Source organism: Pseudomonas sp. GW821-FHT09C09, assembly GCF_059418105.1.
On record NZ_JBWKPF010000003.1, the window covers coordinates 178,290 to 198,237 of the forward strand.

A 19,948-nucleotide genomic window follows, 5' to 3' on the forward strand; every position below is an offset into this window, starting at 1 on the left:
TGCGGATCGCTAAAAATTACGTACGTAATATGTGCGTTTCCGGACATTTCGGTCAAGGCTTCAGGAACGCGACAGGTTGAGCGACTTTGAATGGCGCAAATGAGTACAAATATTTCACTGCTTTCGTTATATCGTAACGAGTTAAGCAGAGAGCCAAGGGTTTTGGGGGGATATGCAAGTCGATCTGGACGTTGATGGCACGCAAGTGACCGGTTTGCCGCGCTTTCAGCAGGCGGCGGCCCAGGGTCGCCGATTGCGCCGGTTGGCCATCGGTCTCGGTGGGTTGGCCGTGGCCGGTGTGGTGCTGGCGTTTTTTGTTGGCCTGTTCGCGTCGCAATCGTTGTGGCCGGCGCTGTTGGTCAATCTGAGTGCAGCGTTGCTGGTGTTGGTCGCCGGGTTGCAATCGGCGTGGTGGGTGACCGATTGGCGAGCGCGGGTAATCAGCCCGGTGGTGCCGGTTACCGTCGAGGAAGAAGCGCCCGGACCGGACGGCTGGTACGAGCGACTGCTGGATCGGCTGAGCCGCCGCAGCCTGCATGTACTGGGGCAGATCGGTGCAGCGACATTATGGCTGGGCGGTCTGGCGCTGCTGGCGTTGCTTGGCATCGAGCAGGTGTGGAATCTCACGCTGCAACCGACTGCCGTGGGGTTGTCCGCTTCTGTCTGCGCGGCGATTGCGCTGCTACTGGCGTTCGGTCTGCTGGTGCTGGAGCGGCAACTGGCTCAGGAAAACCCGGCGCAATGGCCCGAGGCCGGTGCGCTGGCGCAACTGACGCGCGCGACCATCATCAGCCTGGTGCTGGGCGCGTTGTGCTTGTTGTTCGCCAGCGAGAATTCGGTCTGGCCCGTGCGACTGGCGGTGCTGATCGGCATCCTGCCGGGGTTGGTCGCGGCGGAGTTGCTGCTGCGTGCGGTGCTGTCGTTGTTCAGCCCGCGCCGCGAACAACTTGAACCGGTGCTACTGGCCCGCAGTTTCGTCGCCGATCTGCTGCGTTGGCCACCACAACCGCTGCTCGCGTTGCAGCACGAATTGCACAACCGCTTCGGTATCGACCTGCGGCAGATCTGGGCCTTCAGCTACATGCGCCGTGCGTTCCTGCCGGTGTTGGTGCTGGTGGCGGCAGTTGGCTGGGTGCTCACCGGCATTCATGAAATCCCGCTGCAAAGCCGTGGCATCTACGAGCGTTTCGGCAAACCGGTGCAGGTGTTCGGCCCCGGTTTACATGCCGGTCTGCCATGGCCATTGGGCCGGGTGTTGAGTGTGGAGAACGGCGTGGTGCACGAACTGGCGACCAGCGTCGGCGAGAACCCGGCGCCGGTTCAGCTGGATCCGGCAGAAGGTCCGGCCCCGATTACCGCCAACCGTCTGTGGGATGCCAGCCACGTCAACGACAAATCCCAGGTCATCGCCAGCAGCCGTGGCGAGCAACAGAGCTTCCAGATCGTCAACATGGACGTGCGTTTCGTCTACCGCATCGGCCTCAGCGATCAGGCTGCGTTGGCTGCGACTTACAACAGCGCGGATGTGCCGACGCTGATCCGCAGCACCGCGAGCCGGATTCTGGTACACGATTTTGCCTCACGCACCCTCGACGGTTTGCTGGGGCAGGACAGGGTAGGGCTGGCTGACGAGATCGGCCGAGCCGTGCAAAGCGATCTGCAGAAACTCGATAGCGGTGTAGAGATTCTCGCCACTGTGGTGGAGGCGATTCACCCCCCGGCCGGTGCCGCCAATGCTTATCACAGCGTGCAGGCAGCGCAGATTGGCGCCCAGGCATTGATCTCTCGCGAACGCGGTGCGGCGGCTGAAGCGAGCAATCAGGCGCAGTTGCAGGCCAGCCTCGCTCGCGACCAAGCCACCGCCAATGCCCACGAAACCAGTTCGACCGCCCGCGCGGCGGATCTGAAATTCAGCGCCGAGCAAAAAGCCTACGCCAGCGCCGGCCAGGCCTTTGTGCTGGAGCAATACCTCAGTCAGCTCAGTCAGGGACTGGGTAAAGCCAAGCTGTTGGTGCTCGACCATCGTCTGGGCGGCAGCAACAGCGCGCCGACTATCGACCTGCGTACGTTCACGCTGCCGGCTGACCCGTCGCCGGCGCGCACCACCGTTCAACCAGGAGCCACCCATTGAGCCAGTCGCATACTCACGATCACCATGACCACAGCGGTCACGACCATGCTCATGGCGGCCACCACCATCACGGGCATCATCACCATCATCATGGCGCGCCGGAAGAGGCGGGGCCTTTCCCTTGGCGCCGCATGGGCTGGGCCGTGTTGCTGGTGGCGTTTGCCATCGCCGCGGCAAGTCTGGTGCAGGTGCGCTCCGGCGAAGCCACGGTCATCACTCGTTTCGGCAATCCGTCCCGGGTGTTGCTGGATCCGGGACTGAGCTGGCGCTGGCCGGCGCCGTTCGAAGCGGCGATCCCGGTGGATCTGCGCCTACGCACCTCATCGAGTGGTTTGCAGGACGTCGGCACCCGCGACGGTTTGCGCATTATCGTGCAGGCGTATGTCGCGTGGCAGGTGCAGGGTGACGCGGACAACGTCCAGCGTTTCATGCGTGCGGTGCAGAACCAACCGGACGAAGCGGCGCGGCAGATTCGCACCTTTGTCGGCTCGGCACTGGAGACCACCGCCAGCAGTTTCGATCTGGCCAATCTGGTGAACACCGATGCCAGTCAGGTGCACATCGCCGATTTCGAAGCGCAGTTGCGTCAGCAGATCGATCAGCAATTGCTCGCCACTTACGGTGTGCGCGTGGTGCAAGTGGGCATCGAGCGATTGACCTTGCCGTCGGTGACGCTCACCGCAACTGTTGACCGGATGCGCGCCGAGCGTGAAACCATCGCCACCGAACGCACTGCCATCGGCAAGCGTGAAGCGGCGCAGATTCGTTCTGGCGCCGAGCGTGATGCGCGAATTGTGCAGGCTGACGCGACGGTGAAAGCGGCGGAAATCGAAGCGCAGTCGCGAGTCGAAGCCGCGCAGATTTATGGCCGCGCTTATGCCGGATCGCCACAGCTGTATAACCTGCTGCGCTCACTGGACACCCTCGGCACCATCGTGACGCCGGACACCAAGTTGATCCTGCGCACCGACGCTGCACCATTCCGTGTGCTGGTGGACGGTCCGCCGAATATGGACAGCAAGAGCGGAACGCAGCCATGAGTGAAGTTCCACGTGGAACAAATTCATTGAACAGTCCGTGGATTCAGGCGGGGCGTCTGGCATTTTTCGCCCTGTACGCGGTGACGGTGTTGGCGGCGCTGGCCTGGGCGTTTTCCAATGTGCGGCAGATCGATCCGCAGAATCGCGCGGTGGTCATGCATTTCGGCGCACTGGATCGCATCCAGAATGCCGGGTTGTTGTTGGCCTGGCCGCAGCCGTTCGAACAGGTCGTTCTGCTGCCGGCGGCAGACCGGGTCATTGAACGTCGCGTGGAAAACCTGCTGCGCAATCCCGCTGCAATACAGGCAGATCGCGTCGCGACATTCGCCACGCCAATCAGCGATGCACTGGCCGGTTCCGGCTATTTGCTCACCGGTGATGCCGGCGTGGTGCAGCTGGATGTGCGGGTGTTCTACAAGGTCACCGATCCTTATGACTTTGTGCTGCAAGGCGATCATGTGTTGCCGGCACTGGATCGGCTGGTGACCCGCAGTGCGGTGGCCCTGACAGCGGCGCGGGATCTGGACACCATTCTGGTGGCGCGACCGGAACTGATCGGCGCCGACAATCAAGCCGCTGAACGACGCGAACGCTTGCGCGGTGATCTGGTGCAAGGCATCAATCGTCGCTTGGCTGAATTGAAGGCGAACGGGCAGGGCGTCGGTATCGAAGTGGCGCGGGTCGATGTGCAATCGAGTCTGCCAGAGCCGGCCGTCGGTGCGTTCAACGCTGTACTGACGGCCAGCCAACAGGCTGACAAAACCGTGGCCAATGCCCGCACCGACGCTGAAAAAATCACCCAGACTGCCAACGAACTGGCCGACCGTACGTTGCAGGTGGCCCACGCCCAAGCCGGTGAGCGCCTGGCGAAAGCCTCCGCCGATACCGCCACCGTTCTGAGTCTGGCTCAGGCCCGACAGCAGGGCACCGACCCGCAAATGCTGCTGCGCCTCTACCGCGAACGGATACCGAAGATTCTCGGCCAGGCCGGATCGGTCACCACGGTCGATCCGAAAGACGATTCCCGCCTGATCATTCAGGGAGCCAGTAAATGACTGCCACTACTGCCGCACCGAGCCTGTTGTCCTCGGCCGAGCAACGTCGCGCTGCGCGCCAATTGACCCTGGCGATGCTCGCCCTCGGCCTGCTCGGGCTCGGTCTGATCTGGCGCTGGTTGATGCCGGAACAAACCGGGGTCAGTCAGTTGCTGCTCGGTTTTGCTTCTTTATTGGTCGCGGTGCCGGTGATGCGTTCGGCGTGGTTCAGCCTGCGTTATCCGAGCCTGCACGGCATTACCGACCAGTTGATCGCATTGGCGATGCTCGGCGCCTGGGCCACTGGCGATCTGCTGACCGCCGCACTGTTGCCGATCATCATGATCTTCGGCCATGTGCTGGAGGAACGCAGCGTGATCGGCTCGCAGGAAGCGATTCACGCGCTGGGCCAGCTCACTCGCAGCCATGCGCGGAAAATCCAGGCGGACGGCACAGTCATCGAAGTCGATAACGGCACGCTCAAGGCTGGTGACACTGTTGAAGTCCGCGCCGGCGATCGGGTGCCGGCGGATGGTTGCGTGTTGTCTGGCCAGGCCAGTCTCGACACGGCGTCGATCACCGGTGAGTCGGTACCGGTTGAGGCGGGCGTCGGAATGACCGTGTTCGGCGGGGCGATCAACCTCGATGGCCTGCTGCGTATCGAGGTGACTCGCACCGGCGATGAATCGACCCTGGGCAAGGTCATCGCTCTGATGCAGAACGCCGAGCGTTCCAAACCACCGATCACCCGGCTGCTGGAGCGTTATGCCGGCAGCTACATGGTGCTGGTGTTGCTGCTCGCGGCGGTAACCTGGTTTGTCACCAACGATGCGCAGGCGATGTTGGCGGTGCTGGTTGCTGCCTGTCCTTGTGCGCTGGTGCTGTCGGCACCGGCCACGGCGATTGCCGGTGTGGCGGTTGCGGCGCGGCACGGGATTCTGATCCGCAGTTCGGCGTTCCTTGAAGAGTTGGCTGATCTCACGTCCCTGGTGGTGGACAAGACCGGGACCCTCACTTACGGCACATTGCGTTTGCAGTCGATCAACAGCGCGCAGGCGGATCACGATTCAGTGATGGCGCTGGCTGCCAGTCTCGGTGCTGCCAGCAGTCACCCGGTCAGTCGTGCACTGGCCGGACTGGTTCACGCGGACAACGTGCTGGTGCTGACCGACATTCACGAACGCCAGGGGCTGGGTGTGGTGGCCAGAACCGAGCAGGGCGAAGCCGCGCTGGGTCGCCCGGAGCTGTTTGCGCAGCTGGGGATCCCGACCACAACGATTCCCGAACACGACGGCCCGATTGCCGGCCTGGCCTTGAACGGTGAATTCCTCGCCTGGCTGTTGCTGGCCGACAGCGTCAAACCGGAAGCGAAATTCGCGTTGAGCGAACTGCGCGAGTTGGGCCTTGGTCGGCAACTGTTGCTGACCGGCGACCGTCAGAGTGTGGCGCAAACACTCGCGCGGGATGTCGGTCTGCAGGAAGTCGAAGCCCAGGCGTTGCCCGAAGACAAACTCAATCGAGTGTTGAAGGAAATCGACAACGGTTTCCGGCCGATGGTGGTCGGCGACGGCATCAACGATTCGCTGGCACTCAAGGCGGGTGTGGTTGGGGTTGCGATGGGGGCGGGCGGAGCGGACATTGCGCTGGCGTCCGCCGATATCGTGCTGATCGGCAGCGACCTGCGCCGCCTCGGCACCTGTGTGCGCCTCAGCCGTCAGTGCCGGCGCACGCTGCAAGTGAACGTGATCATCGGTCTGGGCTGGACGCTGGCCATCGTGGTGTTCGCCGCATTCGGCTGGCTTGGCGCGGCCGGGGCGATGATTGCTGCGCTCCTGCACAACCTCAGCACATTGTTGGTGTTGGGCAATGCCGGTCGCTTGTTGCGATTCCAGGAGCCGTTGCTGAAGCTGAACGAGCAGAACTGATCATTTTTCGAACTGTGCGCCGGACTTGAAGTCTTCAGAGAAGGCGCACTGAAGCAGGGAGATCGGTGCCATTACGGCCGATATGGCTGATAGGTGGCGACTATCGAATCGATAGCCTGCTAATTTTCAAGGATGGTCTACCCTCAGATCAGACGTCTGAAACCAGGGGGATATTCCATGCTCGCGCAACTTCCACCGGCCTTACAGAATCTGCAGCTTCCGCTTCGCCTGCGACTTTGGGACGGCCATGAATTCAATCTGGGCCCGACGCCCAGCGTCACCATCGTGGTCAAGGACCCGTTGATGGTGTCCCAGTTGACCCATCCAAGTCTCGACGCGCTGGGGGCGGCGTTCGTCGAGGGCAAACTCGAACTCGAGGGCTCGATCAGCGAGGTCATCCGGGTTTGCGACGAATTGAGCACGGCGCTGCTCGATGAAGATGAAGACAGTCAGCCGGTGCGAACCGTGCACGACAAGGAAACCGACGCCAAAGCCATTTCCTATCACTACGACCTGTCCAACGCGTTCTACCAGCTGTGGCTGGACAGCGACATGGCGTATTCCTGCGCCTATTTCGAAACCGGCAGCGAAACCCTTGAGCAGGCCCAGCAGGCCAAGTTCCGGCATCTGTGTCGCAAGCTGCGTCTGCAGCCCGGCGATTACCTGCTGGATGTCGGTTGCGGCTGGGGAGGTCTGGCGCGTTACGCTGCCCGTGAGTTCGGTGCAAAGGTATTCGGTATCACCTTGAGCAAGGAACAACTGGCGCTGGCTCGTGAGCGGGTCAAGGCCGAAGGCCTGGAAGACCAGGTCGAACTGCAACTGCTCGACTACCGTGATCTGCCGCAGGACGGTCGGTTCGACAAAGTGGTGAGTGTCGGGATGTTCGAGCACGTTGGCCACGCCAACCTGGCCGAGTACTGCAAGACCCTGTTCGGCGCGGTGAAAGAGGGCGGTCTGGTGATGAACCACGGCATCACCGCCAAGCACACCGATGGCCGTCCGGTGGGACGCGGTGCCGGCGACTTCATCGAAAAATACGTGTTCCCGAACGGCGAGCTGCCGCACCTGGCGATGATCTCGGCCGAGATCAGCGAGGCCGGTCTGGAGATCGTCGATGTCGAGAGCCTGCGTCTGCACTATGCGCGCACGCTGGACCACTGGAGCGAACGGTTGGAGGACAACCTCGAAGCGGCCGGCAAACTGGTGCCGGATCAGGCCCTGCGTATCTGGCGTCTGTACCTGGCCGGTTGCGCCTACGCGTTTGCCCGGGGCTGGATCAATCTGCACCAGATTCTCGCGGTGAAGGCCCACGCCGATGGCAGCCACGAACTGCCGTGGACCCGTGACGACATCTACAACCCTTGAGCTAGAGAATCGGTGAAATCAGCCGGGCGATCCGCATGCCAAGTTGTTGCAGGCGGTGGATCTCCCGGCCTTCTTCCTTGGCGATTTCGTAGGCCTGGTCGAAGTCGTCGTTGAGCATCTGTTCCACGTGGCCGGCGAATTCACTGTCGACCGTCAGCAACATTACTTCGAAATTCAGCCGGAACGAACGGTTGTCCAGATTGGCGCTGCCGATGGCGCTGATTTCGCTGTCGACCAACACCACTTTCTGATGCAGGAAACCCGGTTCGTAGCGGAATACCCGCACCCCGGCGCGCACCGCTTCGAATGCGTAAAGGCTCGATGCGGCGTAAACGATGCGGTGATCGGGGCGCGACGGTAGCAGCAATCGCACATCGACACCGCGCAGAACCGCGAGGCGCAACGCAGCGAACACCGCTTCGTCGGGGATGAAGTAGGGGCTGGTGATCCATACGCGTTCGGTGGCGGCATGGATGGCTTCGACAAAGAATAGTGAGCAGGTCTCGTAGGCATCCGCTGGACCGCTGGCCAGCAGTTGGCAGAGCACGCCGTCTTCCGGGTAAACCTCCGGCAGGATCAGCGGAGGCAGCGTACGGGCGGCCCAGAACCAGTCTTCGGCAAATGATTCCTGCATGCACGCAACCACAGGCCCGCGCACCTGCACGTGGGTGTCGCGCCATGGCGCCAGGGGTGGTTTTTCGCCCATGTATTCGTCGCCGACGTTGTGCCCGCCAACAAAACCGATCAACCCGTCGACCACCACAATCTTGCGGTGGTTGCGGAAATTCACCTGGAAGCGATTGAGCCAGCCGCTGCGGGTGGCGAACGCCTTTACCTCGACCCCGCCATCGCGAAGTGCCTGTACGTAGCTGTGGGGCAGGGCGTGGCTGCCGATGCGGTCGTACAGCAGATGTATCGCGACACCTTCGGCGGCTTTCTTCAGCAGCAGTTCGCGCAGGCGCTGGCCGAGGCGATCGTCGTGAATGATGAAAAACTGAATCAGCACGGCTTCCCGTGCCTGGTCGATTGCGTGGAAAATCGCTTCGAATGTGGCGGTTCCGTTGATCAGCAATTTCACTTCGTTGTTCGCCAGGCACGGCATGCGTCCCAGCTTCGGCATTGCCCGTAGTGAATCGTAGGCATTCGAGGCGCGAGCGGTCAGGGCTTCTTCTACCCAGGGGCGCCAGTTCAGTTCGGAAACGGCCTGACGCATTTGTTCGTTGGCCTGGCGTCGGGCCTTGATGTAACCGTCGAAGGTGCTGCGACCGAACACCAGATAGGGAATGAGGGTGAGATAGGGAATGAAGATCAGCGACAGCGCCCAGGCGATCGCGCCTTGCGCCGTGCGGACGGTCAGCACCGCATGGATGGCGGCAATTGTGCCCAGGCTATGTATCAGCGCGATCAGATAACCGAAGATGTGCGGTCCAAAATAATCCATGGGGCAACCTTGCTCCTGAAGATTCAATGCTTAACAGACCATGTTCCTTTGCGCTTGTCGCTATTTTCTTTTTAGCCATGAAAGCAGGCCATGAACCGAAACAAGCGGCCGGCGTCTAACGGCCACTACTGATCAGGAGTTTTGCAATGAACGTTCGTCTGCTGGGTTTGGCGCTGGGTCTGGGGTTGGCCTTGCCGTTGGTGGCTCAGGCGCAAATGCTGCAGCCGGGGTTGTGGGAAATGACATCGAGCAATGTGAAGGTCGATGATCAGGCCATGGACGTGCAATCGATCCTCGGCCAGATTCAGGGCCAGATCACCCCGCAACAGCGGGCGGAACTGGAGAAGCAGGGTATCAACATTGGCGGCAAGGGCATTCGTGCCTGCCTGACACCGCAGCAAGTGGCGACCAACGATATCCCGCTGGCAGACCCGCAGTCGGGCTGCAAACAGCAGATCACCGAGCGCAACGGCAACCAGTGGAAATTTCGTTTCAGCTGCCCGCGAGCCTCGGGCACCGGTGTGGCCACGTTCGTCAGCGATCGTGAATTCACAACCATCGCCAACGGTACGTTCAATGCCATCGGCATCAACCAGAAGGGCAGTCTGGAAACCCGCGCCGTGTGGCTGGGTCAGGATTGCGGCACCGTCAAACCAAGAGCCTGAAAATCGAAACCGCCCCAGAACATTGTGGGGCGGTTTTTTTCTAGCGCATGAAGCGCAACGGCAATCCCTGACACCCGTCATGCAGCCGATTGTTGTGCCACGCAACCTGTCCCGACACCAGTGTCGTACTCACCCGATGGCGAAAGCTTCGACGGGCAAACGGCGTCCATCCGCACTGCGACAGGATCGGTTGGCGTGATACCGCGACACCCTCGGGCTCCGGTTGAATCAATACCAGATCCGCCCAATAACCTTCCCTCAGATAACCGCGATCCGGAATGGCAAACAGGTCTGCCACCCGGTGACTGGTCTTCGCCACGAGCGTGGTGATCGGCAGCACGCCATCCGCTACCAGTTCCAGCAACGCCGGCAACGCATGTTGTACCAGCGGCAGACCGGACGGTGCCTGGGCATACGACAGCTGTTTCTCCGCCCAGGTATGCGGGGCGTGGTCGCTGCCGATCACATCCAGTCGATTGCTCAACAAGGCCAGACGCAGGGCATCGCGATCAGCCTGGCTTTTGATCGCCGGGTTGCATTTGATCTGGTTGCCGAAGTCCGGATAGTCGCGATCATCGAACAGCAGGTGATGCAGGCAGACTTCCGCCGTGATGCGTTTGTGCGCCAGCGGTTTGTCCTCGAACAGCTCCAGCTCCCGGGCCGTGGTCAGGTGCAGCACGTGTAGACGAGTGCCATGGCGTTTGGCGAGATCTACCGCCAGCGAAGAGGAGCGATAGCAGGCCTCGGCATTGCGGATCAATGCATGAGCATCGGGCGGCAGATGCTCGCCGAACTGCTCGCGCAACCTGGCGGTGTTGGCTTCGATGCTCGGTGTGTGTTCGCAATGGGCCAGCAGGATCGTCGGCACCTCGGCGAACAAGCGCTCCAGTGTCCGAGGATCATCCACCAGCATGTTGCCGGTCGACGCGCCCATGAACACTTTGACCCCGGCCACCTCACTCGGGTTGAGTGCCGCGACGGTGTCCAGGTTGTCGTTACTGACGCCGAAGTGGAAGCCGTAGTTGGCCACCGAATTGATCGCCGCCCGACGCTTCTTGTCGGCCAACGCGTCGAGGGTGAGGGTGGCTGGATTGGTGTTGGGCATGTCCATGAAACTGGTGATGCCACCGGCCACCGCCGCGCGGGATTCGGTGTAGATGCTGCCTTTGGTTGGCGAGCCCGGTTCACGGAAATGCACCTGGTCGTCGATCATCCCCGGCAGCAGCCATTGGCCGTTGGCGTCGATTTCCAGCGTGGCGCTTTCACCTTCAATGCTGCGGCCGATCTTGACGATGCGACCGTGGCTGACCAGCAGATCGGCGTAGAACTCATGCCCGTCATCAACCAGGCGCGCATTGCGAATCAGCACACTGTTCATGGGATCAGAACTCGTTCTGCAGGGCTTTGTAGCCGCGCACCAGATCGACGTTAGTGCGCGCCACGTCTTCGGAAAACTCCGAGGCGCTGACGCTCACCGGCGGGAATTGCGACAGATCGGTGTTCGGACCGATGCGGGTGGTGGAGGGCACATAAAACGCATCCGGCAGATCCCGGCCATCGACCACCGAGTTGTGCCGCACCACGCAACCGTTGCCCACTACGCAGTTGAACAGCACGCTGTTGAAGCCGATGAACACCCGGTCGCCGACTTTGCAGGGGCCATGCACGATCGAACGGTGGGCGATGGAACTGAACTCGCCGATGGTCACCGCTGCGCCGGACTTGGAGTGGATCACCACGCCGTCCTGGATGTTCGAGTTGGCACCGATGGTGATCGGCTCCATCTCGCCCGAGGCGTCCACTTCATCGGCGCGAATGACCGCGTAGGGACCGACAAACACGTTTTCGCCGATCACCACTTTGCCGCAGATGATCGCGGTTTTGTCGACGTAGGCAGACTCGGCAATTTGCGGCAGATCGCCGGAAGGATTTTTGCGGATCATGGTTGGCTCAGGGCGTCGTAGAGGGTGTTGAGGTTGTATTCGAACAGGCCGGTGAACGTGCTGGCCGGACCCGAAGCAGCGAGGGCATCGGAGTACAGCGTGCCGCCAATGTGCGCACCGCTTTCATCGGCGATCTGTTTAAGCAGGCGTGCGTCCTTGATGTTTTCCATGAACACCGCTTTGACCTTGGCCTGACGGATCTGGGTGATCAGCGCGGCGACTTCGGCAGCGGAAGGTTCGCGTTCGGTGGACAGACCTTGCGGTGCCATGAAGTCGATTCCGTAGGCTTGCCCCAGGTAACCAAAGGCGTCGTGGCTGGTAACGATCTTGCGATTGCCCGGTGGCAGGGAACCGAGCTTGGCCTTGGCTTCGGCGAGGAGGGCGTAGATCTGTTTCAGATAGGCCTTGCTGTTGCGTTCGTAGTCGGCTTTGTTCGCCGGGTCGGCGGCAATCAGTGCCTTGGTGATGTTGGCGACATACAACTCGGTGTTCGCCAGGTTGTGCCAGGCGTGAGGGTCGGGAACGGTCTCGCCGTCTTCATCCAGAGAGCGGGGGATCACGCCGTGGCTGGCGCTGATGACGGTGGCTTTGGTATCGGTGCTGGTCACCAGTCGGTCCAGCCATGGCTCGAAACCCAGTCCGTTCTTGACGATCAGTTTGGCTTTCAGAAGTGCCTTGGCATCGTCCGGCGTCGGTTCGTAGGTGTGGGCGTCGGCGTCCGGGCCGACCATGTTGGTGATCTGGATATGCTCGCCGCCGACCTGATGCACCATGTCGGCAAGGATGCTGAAACTGGTGACCACCGGCAGTTTCTCCGCCGCCGACAATGACATCGACAGCATCAGGCTGAACAACACAAGTAGAGCGCGCATCGGGAAACACCTCATTGGGATGTGAGCAAGGGCGGGCGGCGCAGCAGGCCGTGAACCGGCCCGAGCACGACGGACAACAGGTAACCGATACCTGCGACCAGCACGATGGCCGGACCGCTGGGCAGCGAGTAGTAGAACGACAGCAACAGACCGAGCCATACCGACAGGCAGCCGATCACGGCGGCGATCGCGATCAGGACCGGCAGGCGCCGGCTCCAGAATCGAGAAGCGGCAGCGGGCAACATCATCAGACCGACCACCATCAGCGCGCCGATGGCCTGGAATCCGATGACCAGATTCAGCACAACGAGCGTCAGGAACACACCGTGGGCGATCGGGCCGAGTCGGCTGACGGTGCGCAGGAAGAGTGGATCGAGGGTGTCGAGCAGGAGCGGGCGGTAGATCAATGCCATGGCCATCAGGCTCAGCAGCGACACGCCCAGCATGCCGTTGAGGGTCGGTCCGTCGACGGCCAGCGCCGAGCCAAACAACAAGTGCAGCAGGTCGAGGCGTTTACCGGCGATGCCCAGAATCAGCACGCCACTGGCCAGGGAGATCGGGTAGATCGCGGCGAGACTGGCGTCCTCGCGCAGGCCGGTTCGGCGGGTGATCCATGCGGCGAGTCCGGCCATGCTCAGGCCGGCGCCGAGGCCGCCGAGGGTCAGCGCGGGAAGACTCAGACCGGCAAACCAGAAACCGAGTGCGGCGCCGGGAAGGATGCCGTGGGCGACGGCGTCGCCGATCAGGCTCATGCGCCGCAGGATCAGGAACACGCCTAATGGAGCGGTGCTGCATGCCAGCAGCAAACCGCCGAGCAGTGCCCGACGCATGAACACGAACTCCAGGAACGGTTGCCAGAAATACGTAGCGCTGAGCATCAAGCCACCTGCACGGTTGGTGATTGCTGGATCAGTTCGTCACTGGGGCCGAACACGCAGCCGCTGTTTTTGATCAGCAGCGTTTGTGGAATGTGTTGGCGGACGGCGGCGAGGTCGTGGCAAACCATCACAAGCGTCCGTCCTTGCGCATGCCAGGTGTGCAGGTGTTGCCAGAGCAATGCCTGACCCAGTTCATCAAGGGCGGCATGGGGTTCGTCGAGCAGCAGCAAAGGCGTGTCGGCCAGACTCAGTCGAGCGAGCAGGGCACGTTGCAGTTCTCCGCCGGAGAGGGCCATCAACGGGCGCTGTTCGAGGCCACTCAAGTGCCAATTTTCAAGTGCCTGGGTGAGGCGCTGTGCGCGCAGTTGAGTGGATAGTCGGCGGCCCCAGAAACCGGCGGCGACCACTTCCTGAAGGCTGATCGGGAATTGGCGATCCAGGTGCTGTTGCTGGGGGAGGAATGACAAACCGCTTTGGCGAGGGACGCCTAATGCAACGGCGCCGGCCAACGGTCTCTGTAATCCGGCGATGACTTTGAGCAGGCTGCTTTTACCGCTGCCGTTGACACCGATGATGGCGGTCAGGCTGCCGCGTTCCAGTTGAAGACTCAGCGGTGGCGTGAGCGGTTGGCCGGGGGCGCCCCAACTCAAAGACTGCAGGCGGATCATGCGATCTCCCGGCGCCAGTGACTTTCAGCGACTGCATCGTGGGCGTGGAGGCTTTCGGCATGGATCACGCGCAGGTGGAATTCGCGGATGCCGGGTGAGCGGCGCAGAGCCAGATTCAGACGGCGAGCGGCATCTTCGCAAAACATCAGGTTCTGGCCATTGGCGAGGGCGAAGGCTTGTTCGTCCGCGCGCTTGACGGCGGTTTGTACGGCGGTGCCGAGGGCGGCTTCGGCATCGTTGATGGTCGAGGTCAGTGGTAAGCCATCGACGAATTCATCCAGGTGCAGATGCAGTTGTGCGGTGCTGCGCTGGCTGTGGGGTGTTGCGATGATCCCTTGAGTCGAGCCCAGCCAGGCAAGTACCTCGGCATGTTGCAACGGCTTGTTGGCGAAATCGTCGACGAATTGCTGCTGGATCAATTGCCTCGCCAGAGCGGCAGAGCAAGGGCAAGTCGAGGAATAGGCCACCTCAATTTTCAGTTCCACGTGGAACACTGTGTTTTTCAGAGTGGCTGCAATGGTCACCGGATAGGTTTTCCATCCCGCCAATGGACTGACCAATGCGGGTCTTCTGAGCAGTAAATCGGTATGGATATTCAGATAGGCGGAGTTAGCCAGGCCTTCGTGGCTGTCGAGAAAACGCTGCAAAACCTGCTGCAACAGTGCGGGAGTGAGGTTTTGCTGTTCCAGCATTTCCAGCGCCAGATACAACCGTGACATGTGAATGCCACGGGCTTCGCCGTCATCCAGACTGACACCCGCATCGGCTTTTGCAGCCAGTCGTTGGCCCTCGATAAATACAGGTAGAGCGATACCACGCATTCCCACCCAATCAAGCGGCAAGGCTTGGCGGGCGGCTTGCGCGGCGATATCCGGCAGCGTCAGCGCATTCATGTTCAGTACCATCGTGTTGATTGAATTTAATGTTACATTATAACAATTCAAATCACGATGCCTTTTTCATGAACGGGCTTTCAAATGCACAGACGCCATTTACTTAACCTGATGTTGGCCAGCGCTGCCCTGGCTTTCCCATTCAGTGTCAGCGCTACACAAATTCGCAATGCACGCCTCTGGCGGTCGGATGACAAGCTTCGGTTGGTCTTTGATTTGAGCGGGCCAGTGAGCTACAAGACGTTCACGTTGAGTGCACCGGATCGTCTGATCATTGATCTGAGTGGTGCCAGCTTGAGTGGCGATTTCAGTCAGTTGGCGCTCAGCGAAACAGTTATTCGCAGCATCCGCTCAGGGCATTTTGGCAAGGGCGATACCCGAATCGTTCTGGATTTGAGTCGCCCGGTTCAGCTCAATACCTTCCTGCTGGCGCCTCAGGATGGACAAGGGCATCGCCTGGTTCTGGACCTTTTGAGCGACTCAAAAGTGGCAACGCCAAGCGTTCCACGTGAAACACCGGGGAAAACCAATCATCCAAAACGAGACATTATTGTCGTGGTTGATCCTGGTCATGGCGGAAAAGATCCGGGGGCAGTGGGTGCAAAAGGCGAGCGTGAGAAGGATGTTGTGCTCTCGATTTCACAGCTGCTTGCCCGCCGGTTGAAGCGGGAAAAGGGCTTCGATGTGAAGCTTGTGCGCAACGATGATTTCTTCGTGCCGCTTCGCAAGCGGGTCGATATTGCTCGCCAGCACAAGGCCGACATGTTCATTTCGGTGCACGCAGATGCTGCGCCGCGTCTGACTGCTTCGGGCGCTTCGGTGTACTGCCTGTCTGAAGGTGGTGCGACTTCAGCTACTGCACGTTTCATGGCTCAGCGGGAAAACGGTGCGGATCTGCTCGGTGCAACCAGCCTGCTGAATCTCAAGGACAAGGACCCGATGCTCGCCGGAGTCATCCTCGATATGTCGATGAACGCCACCATCGCCGCCAGTTTGCAGCTGGGCAGCACGGTGCTGGGGAGTCTGGCGGGCATCACCACGCTGCATCAAAAGCGTGTGGAACAAGCGGGATTTGCGGTGCTGAAGTCACCCGATGTGCCGTCGATTCTGGTGGAAACCGGGTTCATTTCCAACGCACGGGACAGTCAGCGATTGGTCACTGCACGCCATCAGCAGGCGGTTGCTGACGGATTGTTTGAAGGATTGCAGCGCTATTTCCAGAAAAATCCACCGGCCGACAGCTACATCGCCTGGCAGCAGGGGCAGTAACAAGCGCGTGTCTAGCAGCCCGTGAGTCGGCTGCAAGTGAACTTCCCGGTGCTTCCGCCGGAGCTGGAGAAGCGGTTGATCGTCGTCCAGCCCACCCGGCGGTTGTAACCGACCCAGGCCTCGCCGTCGGAGGCGATCCCGGTGAAGAACGTCAGTTGCCCATAAATGCTGTTGGTTTGCGCCCAATAACGTTGGCCAACCTTCTCGAAACCCCGCAGATAAATCGTCTTGCCGGCGGTGTTGACGCTATAGGCGTTGCCATTGGCATCCACGCACGCCAGCAGGTTGGCGCTGCGCGTGCAGGTGGCGAGCCCCGGGACTTGTGCCCATGCATCGAAGGTCAGCAAGGCGAGACCAAAGAGTGAGCATTTCAGCGCTGTTTTCATGAGATCACTCGACGGCGAAGTGTTTCCAGCTTCCAGCCCTTCGTCATTTCCGGCAAGAAGAAAGTGGATCTTTAATGTTGTTATACTATAACATAAATTCAATCGGGCTTTCCGTGGCTCCTTTATTCAAGCGTCTGCTTCTCTGACGGTCTCGTCGAAGCCCAAGAACGCCTGCCGCCGAGAGCGTTTCTTGTGTTTAGCTACCGTTTGATGAGGTTTACCCCATGTCTTCCCCGCTTCCCGTGACCGTTTTATCCGGCTTTCTCGGCGCCGGAAAAAGTACACTTTTGAATTACGTACTACGTAACAGAGACGATTTGCGTGTGGCGGTGATCGTCAATGATATGAGCGAAATCAACATTGATGGCAGCGAAGTTCAGCGTGATGTCGACCTGAACCGCGCAGAAGAAAAACTCGTGGAGATGAGCAACGGTTGTATCTGCTGTACGTTACGCGAGGACCTTCTGGAAGAAGTCGCCAAACTGGCCCGGGAAGGCCGATTCGATTATCTGCTCATCGAATCCACTGGGGTTTCCGAGCCACTGCCGATTGCCGAGACCTTCACTTTCCGCGACGAGCAGGGCCAAAGCCTCGCCGACATCGCTCGCCTCGACACCATGGTCACTGTAGTCGACGGCTTGAACTTCCTGCCTGATTTCCAGGCCGCCGAAAGCCTGGCCTCCCGTGGCGAAATCCTCGGTGAAGAAGATGAGCGCTCGATCACCGATCTGTTGATCGAACAGATCGAGTTCGCCGACGTTCTGTTGATCAGCAAGATTGATCTGATCAGCAGCAGCGAACGGGAAGAGCTGATGGCGATCCTCAAGCGGCTCAACGCTAACGCCGAAATCATCCCGATGGTGATGGGCGAAGTGCCGCTGGAGAAGATCCTCAACACCCACCGCTTCGACTTCGACAGGGCTGCAACGGCCCCGGGCTGGCTTCAGGAGTTGCGTGGCGAACATGTGCCGGAAACCGAGGAATACGGCATCGCGTCCACGGCTTACCGCTCGCGTCGACCCTTTCACCCTCAGCGTTTTTTCGACTTCATCGACCGGCCCTGGCTGAACGGCAAACTGCTGCGCTCCAAAGGTTTCTTCTGGCTCGCGAGCAAACCCACGGATGCCGGCAGTTGGTCCCAGGCGGGTGGCTTGATGCGCCATGGTTTCGCTGGGCGCTGGTGGCGTTTTGTACCGAAGAATCAGTGGCCACAGGATCAGGAAAGCACGGCTGCGATCATGGAAAACTGGACCGCGAGCGTAGGAGACTGTCGTCAGGAGCTGGTGTTTATCGGCCAGAACATCGATTTCGCACAGCTCAAGTCAGCCCTCGACGACTGTCTGCTCACCGATGCCGAGATGGCGCTCGGTGTTGAAGGCTGGCGCTTGCTGGCCGATCCGTTCGGCCCCTGGCATGACGAGGCCGCGTGATGCTTGCCCTCAAACCGTTGCAAAGCAAAATACGTCATCAAGTGCTCGGCCCGACCCCGCAAGCGCTGGTGAGCATCCTGGAAGATGAAATAAACCTCGCTGTCTGGCAGCGGCAACTACCGCTGCATGTCGTCGATTTTGCGAAGTTGTTGGTGTCACTCAACGAGCCTTATGCCGAAGCGCTGAGCCTCGAATTGCACGACGAAGACGCAGAACCAGATCTGACGGGACTGGCCAGCGGATTCCGTGACCTGGAAGGCTACGAAGGTTTTATCGCCGACTTGAAATGGCTGGTCGGCGCCTTCGCCTGCCTGCTCGGCGCGCGGCGGATCGGCTTGCGGCTGCGTGTGCTGGACAAGGCGATGTGCCCGCGTTTTCACGTCGATCATGTGCCCGTACGACTGATCACCACCTACGCCGGCATTGGCAGCGAGTGGCTCAAGGAAGGGGAAATGGATCGCCAGCAACTGGGAAAACCGCTGGCCGAGCCGCAGGAAGAATCGCGGATTCAGCAACTGGTCAGCGGTGAAGTGGCGTTGCTCAAAGGGGAGAAGTGGCACGGTAACGAAGGTTTCGGGCTGATCCATCGCTCTCCACAACCGGCGCCGGGCGAACGGCGTCTGATGCTGACCCTCGACTGGCTGGGCTGACGCCTCAAGGCTTGAGCCAGTTGCCCTGGCTCTGGCTCTCGCAGTACGGCTTCAAATACGCCGCATCGGTGGCTACGCCGTAATAGTGGATATCCTGGCGATAAGGCATATTGGCGACTTGCGCGTTGCTGCACACGCCAAACGCTCCGGCAGGGCACTGATCGACGTACTGCACGTCGACTTTTTGCCCCGCCAGCGTGGGTTGGCAGAAGCCGTCATTGAACAGCTTCTCCGGGATGTTGCGGTTCTGCTGGCAGACCTTCACGTCGAGGCGTTCTGCCTGGCTGTGCACCACACAAGCCTGGGCCAGCGCTTCGCCCGACACCAGCGCCAACAGCAACGACCATCCCATCCACCGCATTCCCGACCTCCAGAAAACCTTGATCATGTTGCAGAACATTCCTACCCACGTCATCGCAGGCCCCTTGGGCGCCGGCAAGACCAGCCTGATTCGCCAGCTCATGGCGCAACGACCGGCCGGTGAGCGCTGGGCAGTGCTGATCAACGAATTCGGCCAGATCGGCCTCGACGCTGCACTGTTGACCCGGGACGCCGATGGTATCGCACTGGGCGAAGTGGCCGGGGGCTGTTTGTGTTGTGTGAACGGTGCGCCGTTTCAGATCGGGTTGGGACGTTTATTGCGCAAGGCCCGGCCGGATCGTCTGTTCATCGAGCCTTCCGGATTGGGGCATCCGGCGCAGTTGCTGCAGCAACTGAACGAAGCACCATGGCAGGGTGTTCTCGCGATTCAACCCTGCGTGCTGGTGCTGGACGCCCAGGCACTGTCGGCGGGCAAGACACTACCGCCGGCTCAACGGGAGGCGCTCCCGAATGCCGGTTTGCTGGTATTGAACAAGGCGGAAAACCTCGATGAATCCCGGCGAGAGCAGATTGCCCGTCAGTTGCCGTCCGTCAGGCTGATCTGGACGCAACAGGCATCGTTGCCCCTGAGCGAATTGCCGGGTGTGGCGACACAAGCACAGGCGGGTGTGGATAAGTTGATCTTGCCCAAAGGTCTGGCGCAGATGCCGGTCATCTGGAGCGATCCGGCTTCGCCGATCTGCCTGAGTCAGGCGCAGGAGGGCGGCTGGAGCATCGGCTGGCGCTGGCACCCAAGCCAGACGTTTGACGTGATTCGCATCACTCAGTGGCTGGAGTCCCTGCACTGGCGCCGGGCGAAGCTGGTTATCCACAGTCAGACTGGCTGGGAATCAGCCAATGCCCTGGATAGCGCCAAGCTGGCCTGGCAGCCCAGCGAATGGCGCAAGGATTCGCGGATCGAGCTGATTTTCGACGTACCGCAGGCGATCGATGAGTTACAGGCAGAACTGGCCGGCTGTCGGATTCAAGCGACCTGA

The 19,948-nt window shown here is 60.6% G+C and carries 19 protein-coding genes; 10 read left to right on the top strand and 9 right to left on the bottom strand.

The annotated features are described in order from the left end of the window. The first annotated feature begins 172 nt into the window (after positions 1 to 172). The 5 genes from hflK (AC07NR_RS10525) to cfaB all read left to right on the top strand — a co-directional run bounded on the left by hflK (AC07NR_RS10525) (position 173) and on the right by cfaB (position 7,495). Positions 173 to 2,131 (top strand): protease modulator HflK, encoded by a 1,959-nt coding sequence (gene hflK / locus AC07NR_RS10525; RefSeq protein WP_248740342.1) that lies wholly within the window; start codon positions 173 to 175, stop codon positions 2,129 to 2,131. Beyond that, positions 2,128 to 3,171: a protease modulator HflC gene (gene hflC / locus AC07NR_RS10530; protein ID WP_248740343.1), complete on the top strand. Its 1,044-nt coding sequence runs from the start codon at positions 2,128 to 2,130 to the stop codon at positions 3,169 to 3,171. The genes hflK (AC07NR_RS10525) and hflC overlap by 4 nt, the downstream gene beginning before the upstream one ends. Continuing rightward, complete coding sequence (gene hflK, locus AC07NR_RS10535) at positions 3,168 to 4,226, top strand: protease modulator HflK (protein ID WP_248740344.1); 1,059 nt, start codon at positions 3,168 to 3,170, stop codon at positions 4,224 to 4,226. Before hflC ends, hflK (AC07NR_RS10535) begins: the two co-directional genes overlap by 4 nt. Beyond that, a complete protein-coding gene (locus AC07NR_RS10540) occupies positions 4,223 to 6,130 on the top strand; it encodes a heavy metal translocating P-type ATPase (protein WP_248740345.1) in 1,908 nt (635 codons plus the stop codon). Before hflK (AC07NR_RS10535) ends, AC07NR_RS10540 begins: the two co-directional genes overlap by 4 nt. A gap of 177 nt (positions 6,131 to 6,307) precedes the next feature. Beyond that, positions 6,308 to 7,495: a C17 cyclopropane fatty acid synthase CfaB gene (gene cfaB, locus AC07NR_RS10545; RefSeq protein WP_085708771.1), complete on the top strand. Its 1,188-nt coding sequence runs from the start codon at positions 6,308 to 6,310 to the stop codon at positions 7,493 to 7,495. Between the two features lies 1 nt (position 7,496). On the opposite strand, the gene cls is transcribed toward cfaB, so the two are convergent. After that, the gene (gene cls, locus AC07NR_RS10550) at positions 7,497 to 8,936 is read right to left on the bottom strand and encodes a cardiolipin synthase (RefSeq protein ID WP_248740346.1); all 1,440 of its coding nucleotides are present in this window, start codon (positions 8,934 to 8,936) and stop codon (positions 7,497 to 7,499) included. A 146-nt stretch (positions 8,937 to 9,082) separates the two neighbouring features. On the opposite strand from cls, the gene AC07NR_RS10555 reads away from it, so the two are divergent. Next, complete coding sequence (locus AC07NR_RS10555; protein ID WP_085708773.1) at positions 9,083 to 9,601, top strand: DUF3617 domain-containing protein; 519 nt, start codon at positions 9,083 to 9,085, stop codon at positions 9,599 to 9,601. 40 nt (positions 9,602 to 9,641) lie between these two features. Here AC07NR_RS10555 and AC07NR_RS10560 read toward each other — a convergent pair whose 3' ends face one another. From AC07NR_RS10560 to folE2, 6 genes are read right to left on the bottom strand one after another with little or no spacing between them, the layout of a single operon-like run. Continuing rightward, on the bottom strand, positions 9,642 to 10,979 hold the full coding sequence (locus AC07NR_RS10560) for a dihydroorotase (protein ID WP_248740347.1): 1,338 nt from the start codon (positions 10,977 to 10,979) through the stop codon (positions 9,642 to 9,644). Positions 10,980 to 10,983: 4 nt separating this feature from the next. Beyond that, positions 10,984 to 11,544: a gamma carbonic anhydrase family protein gene (locus AC07NR_RS10565; protein ID WP_096817088.1), complete on the bottom strand. Its 561-nt coding sequence runs from the start codon at positions 11,542 to 11,544 to the stop codon at positions 10,984 to 10,986. Then, positions 11,541 to 12,416, bottom strand: a complete 876-nt coding sequence (locus AC07NR_RS10570; protein WP_102620634.1) for a metal ABC transporter substrate-binding protein — start codon at positions 12,414 to 12,416, stop codon at positions 11,541 to 11,543. Before AC07NR_RS10570 ends, AC07NR_RS10565 begins: the two co-directional genes overlap by 4 nt. An 11-nt stretch (positions 12,417 to 12,427) precedes the next feature. Continuing rightward, the gene (locus AC07NR_RS10575) at positions 12,428 to 13,294 is read right to left on the bottom strand and encodes a metal ABC transporter permease (RefSeq protein ID WP_495078530.1); all 867 of its coding nucleotides are present in this window, start codon (positions 13,292 to 13,294) and stop codon (positions 12,428 to 12,430) included. Then, positions 13,294 to 13,962 carry a metal ABC transporter ATP-binding protein gene (locus tag AC07NR_RS10580; RefSeq protein ID WP_495078531.1) on the bottom strand — a complete coding sequence of 223 codons (669 nt, stop codon included), beginning with the start codon at positions 13,960 to 13,962 and terminating at the stop codon, positions 13,294 to 13,296. Before AC07NR_RS10580 ends, AC07NR_RS10575 begins: the two co-directional genes overlap by 1 nt. After that, positions 13,959 to 14,855 carry a GTP cyclohydrolase FolE2 gene (gene folE2, locus AC07NR_RS10585; RefSeq protein ID WP_495078532.1) on the bottom strand — a complete coding sequence of 299 codons (897 nt, stop codon included), beginning with the start codon at positions 14,853 to 14,855 and terminating at the stop codon, positions 13,959 to 13,961. Before folE2 ends, AC07NR_RS10580 begins: the two co-directional genes overlap by 4 nt. 84 nt (positions 14,856 to 14,939) lie before the next feature. Here folE2 and AC07NR_RS10590 point away from each other — a divergent pair, with 84 nt between their 5' ends. Beyond that, a complete protein-coding gene (locus AC07NR_RS10590; RefSeq protein ID WP_495078533.1) occupies positions 14,940 to 16,124 on the top strand; it encodes an N-acetylmuramoyl-L-alanine amidase in 1,185 nt (394 codons plus the stop codon). Between the two features lie 11 nt (positions 16,125 to 16,135). Here the strand turns inward: AC07NR_RS10590 and AC07NR_RS10595 are convergent, their stop codons facing one another. After that, positions 16,136 to 16,510, bottom strand: a complete 375-nt coding sequence (locus tag AC07NR_RS10595) for a glutamine synthetase (RefSeq protein ID WP_248740353.1) — start codon at positions 16,508 to 16,510, stop codon at positions 16,136 to 16,138. A gap of 224 nt (positions 16,511 to 16,734) precedes the next feature. On the opposite strand from AC07NR_RS10595, the gene zigA reads away from it, so the two are divergent. Beyond that, on the top strand, positions 16,735 to 17,940 hold the full coding sequence (zigA, locus tag AC07NR_RS10600) for a zinc metallochaperone GTPase ZigA (protein ID WP_495078534.1): 1,206 nt from the start codon (positions 16,735 to 16,737) through the stop codon (positions 17,938 to 17,940). Further along, entirely contained in the window at positions 17,940 to 18,590 is a 651-nt protein-coding gene (locus tag AC07NR_RS10605) for a DUF1826 domain-containing protein (protein ID WP_495078535.1), read from the top strand. The genes zigA and AC07NR_RS10605 overlap by 1 nt, the downstream gene beginning before the upstream one ends. Positions 18,591 to 18,594: 4 nt before the next feature. On the opposite strand, the gene AC07NR_RS10610 is transcribed toward AC07NR_RS10605, so the two are convergent. Continuing rightward, positions 18,595 to 18,951 (bottom strand): NADH:ubiquinone oxidoreductase, encoded by a 357-nt coding sequence (locus tag AC07NR_RS10610; RefSeq protein WP_085708784.1) that lies wholly within the window; start codon positions 18,949 to 18,951, stop codon positions 18,595 to 18,597. Positions 18,952 to 18,976: 25 nt separating this feature from the next. On the opposite strand from AC07NR_RS10610, the gene AC07NR_RS10615 reads away from it, so the two are divergent. Beyond that, positions 18,977 to 19,948 (top strand): CobW family GTP-binding protein, encoded by a 972-nt coding sequence (locus tag AC07NR_RS10615; RefSeq protein WP_423204574.1) that lies wholly within the window; start codon positions 18,977 to 18,979, stop codon positions 19,946 to 19,948.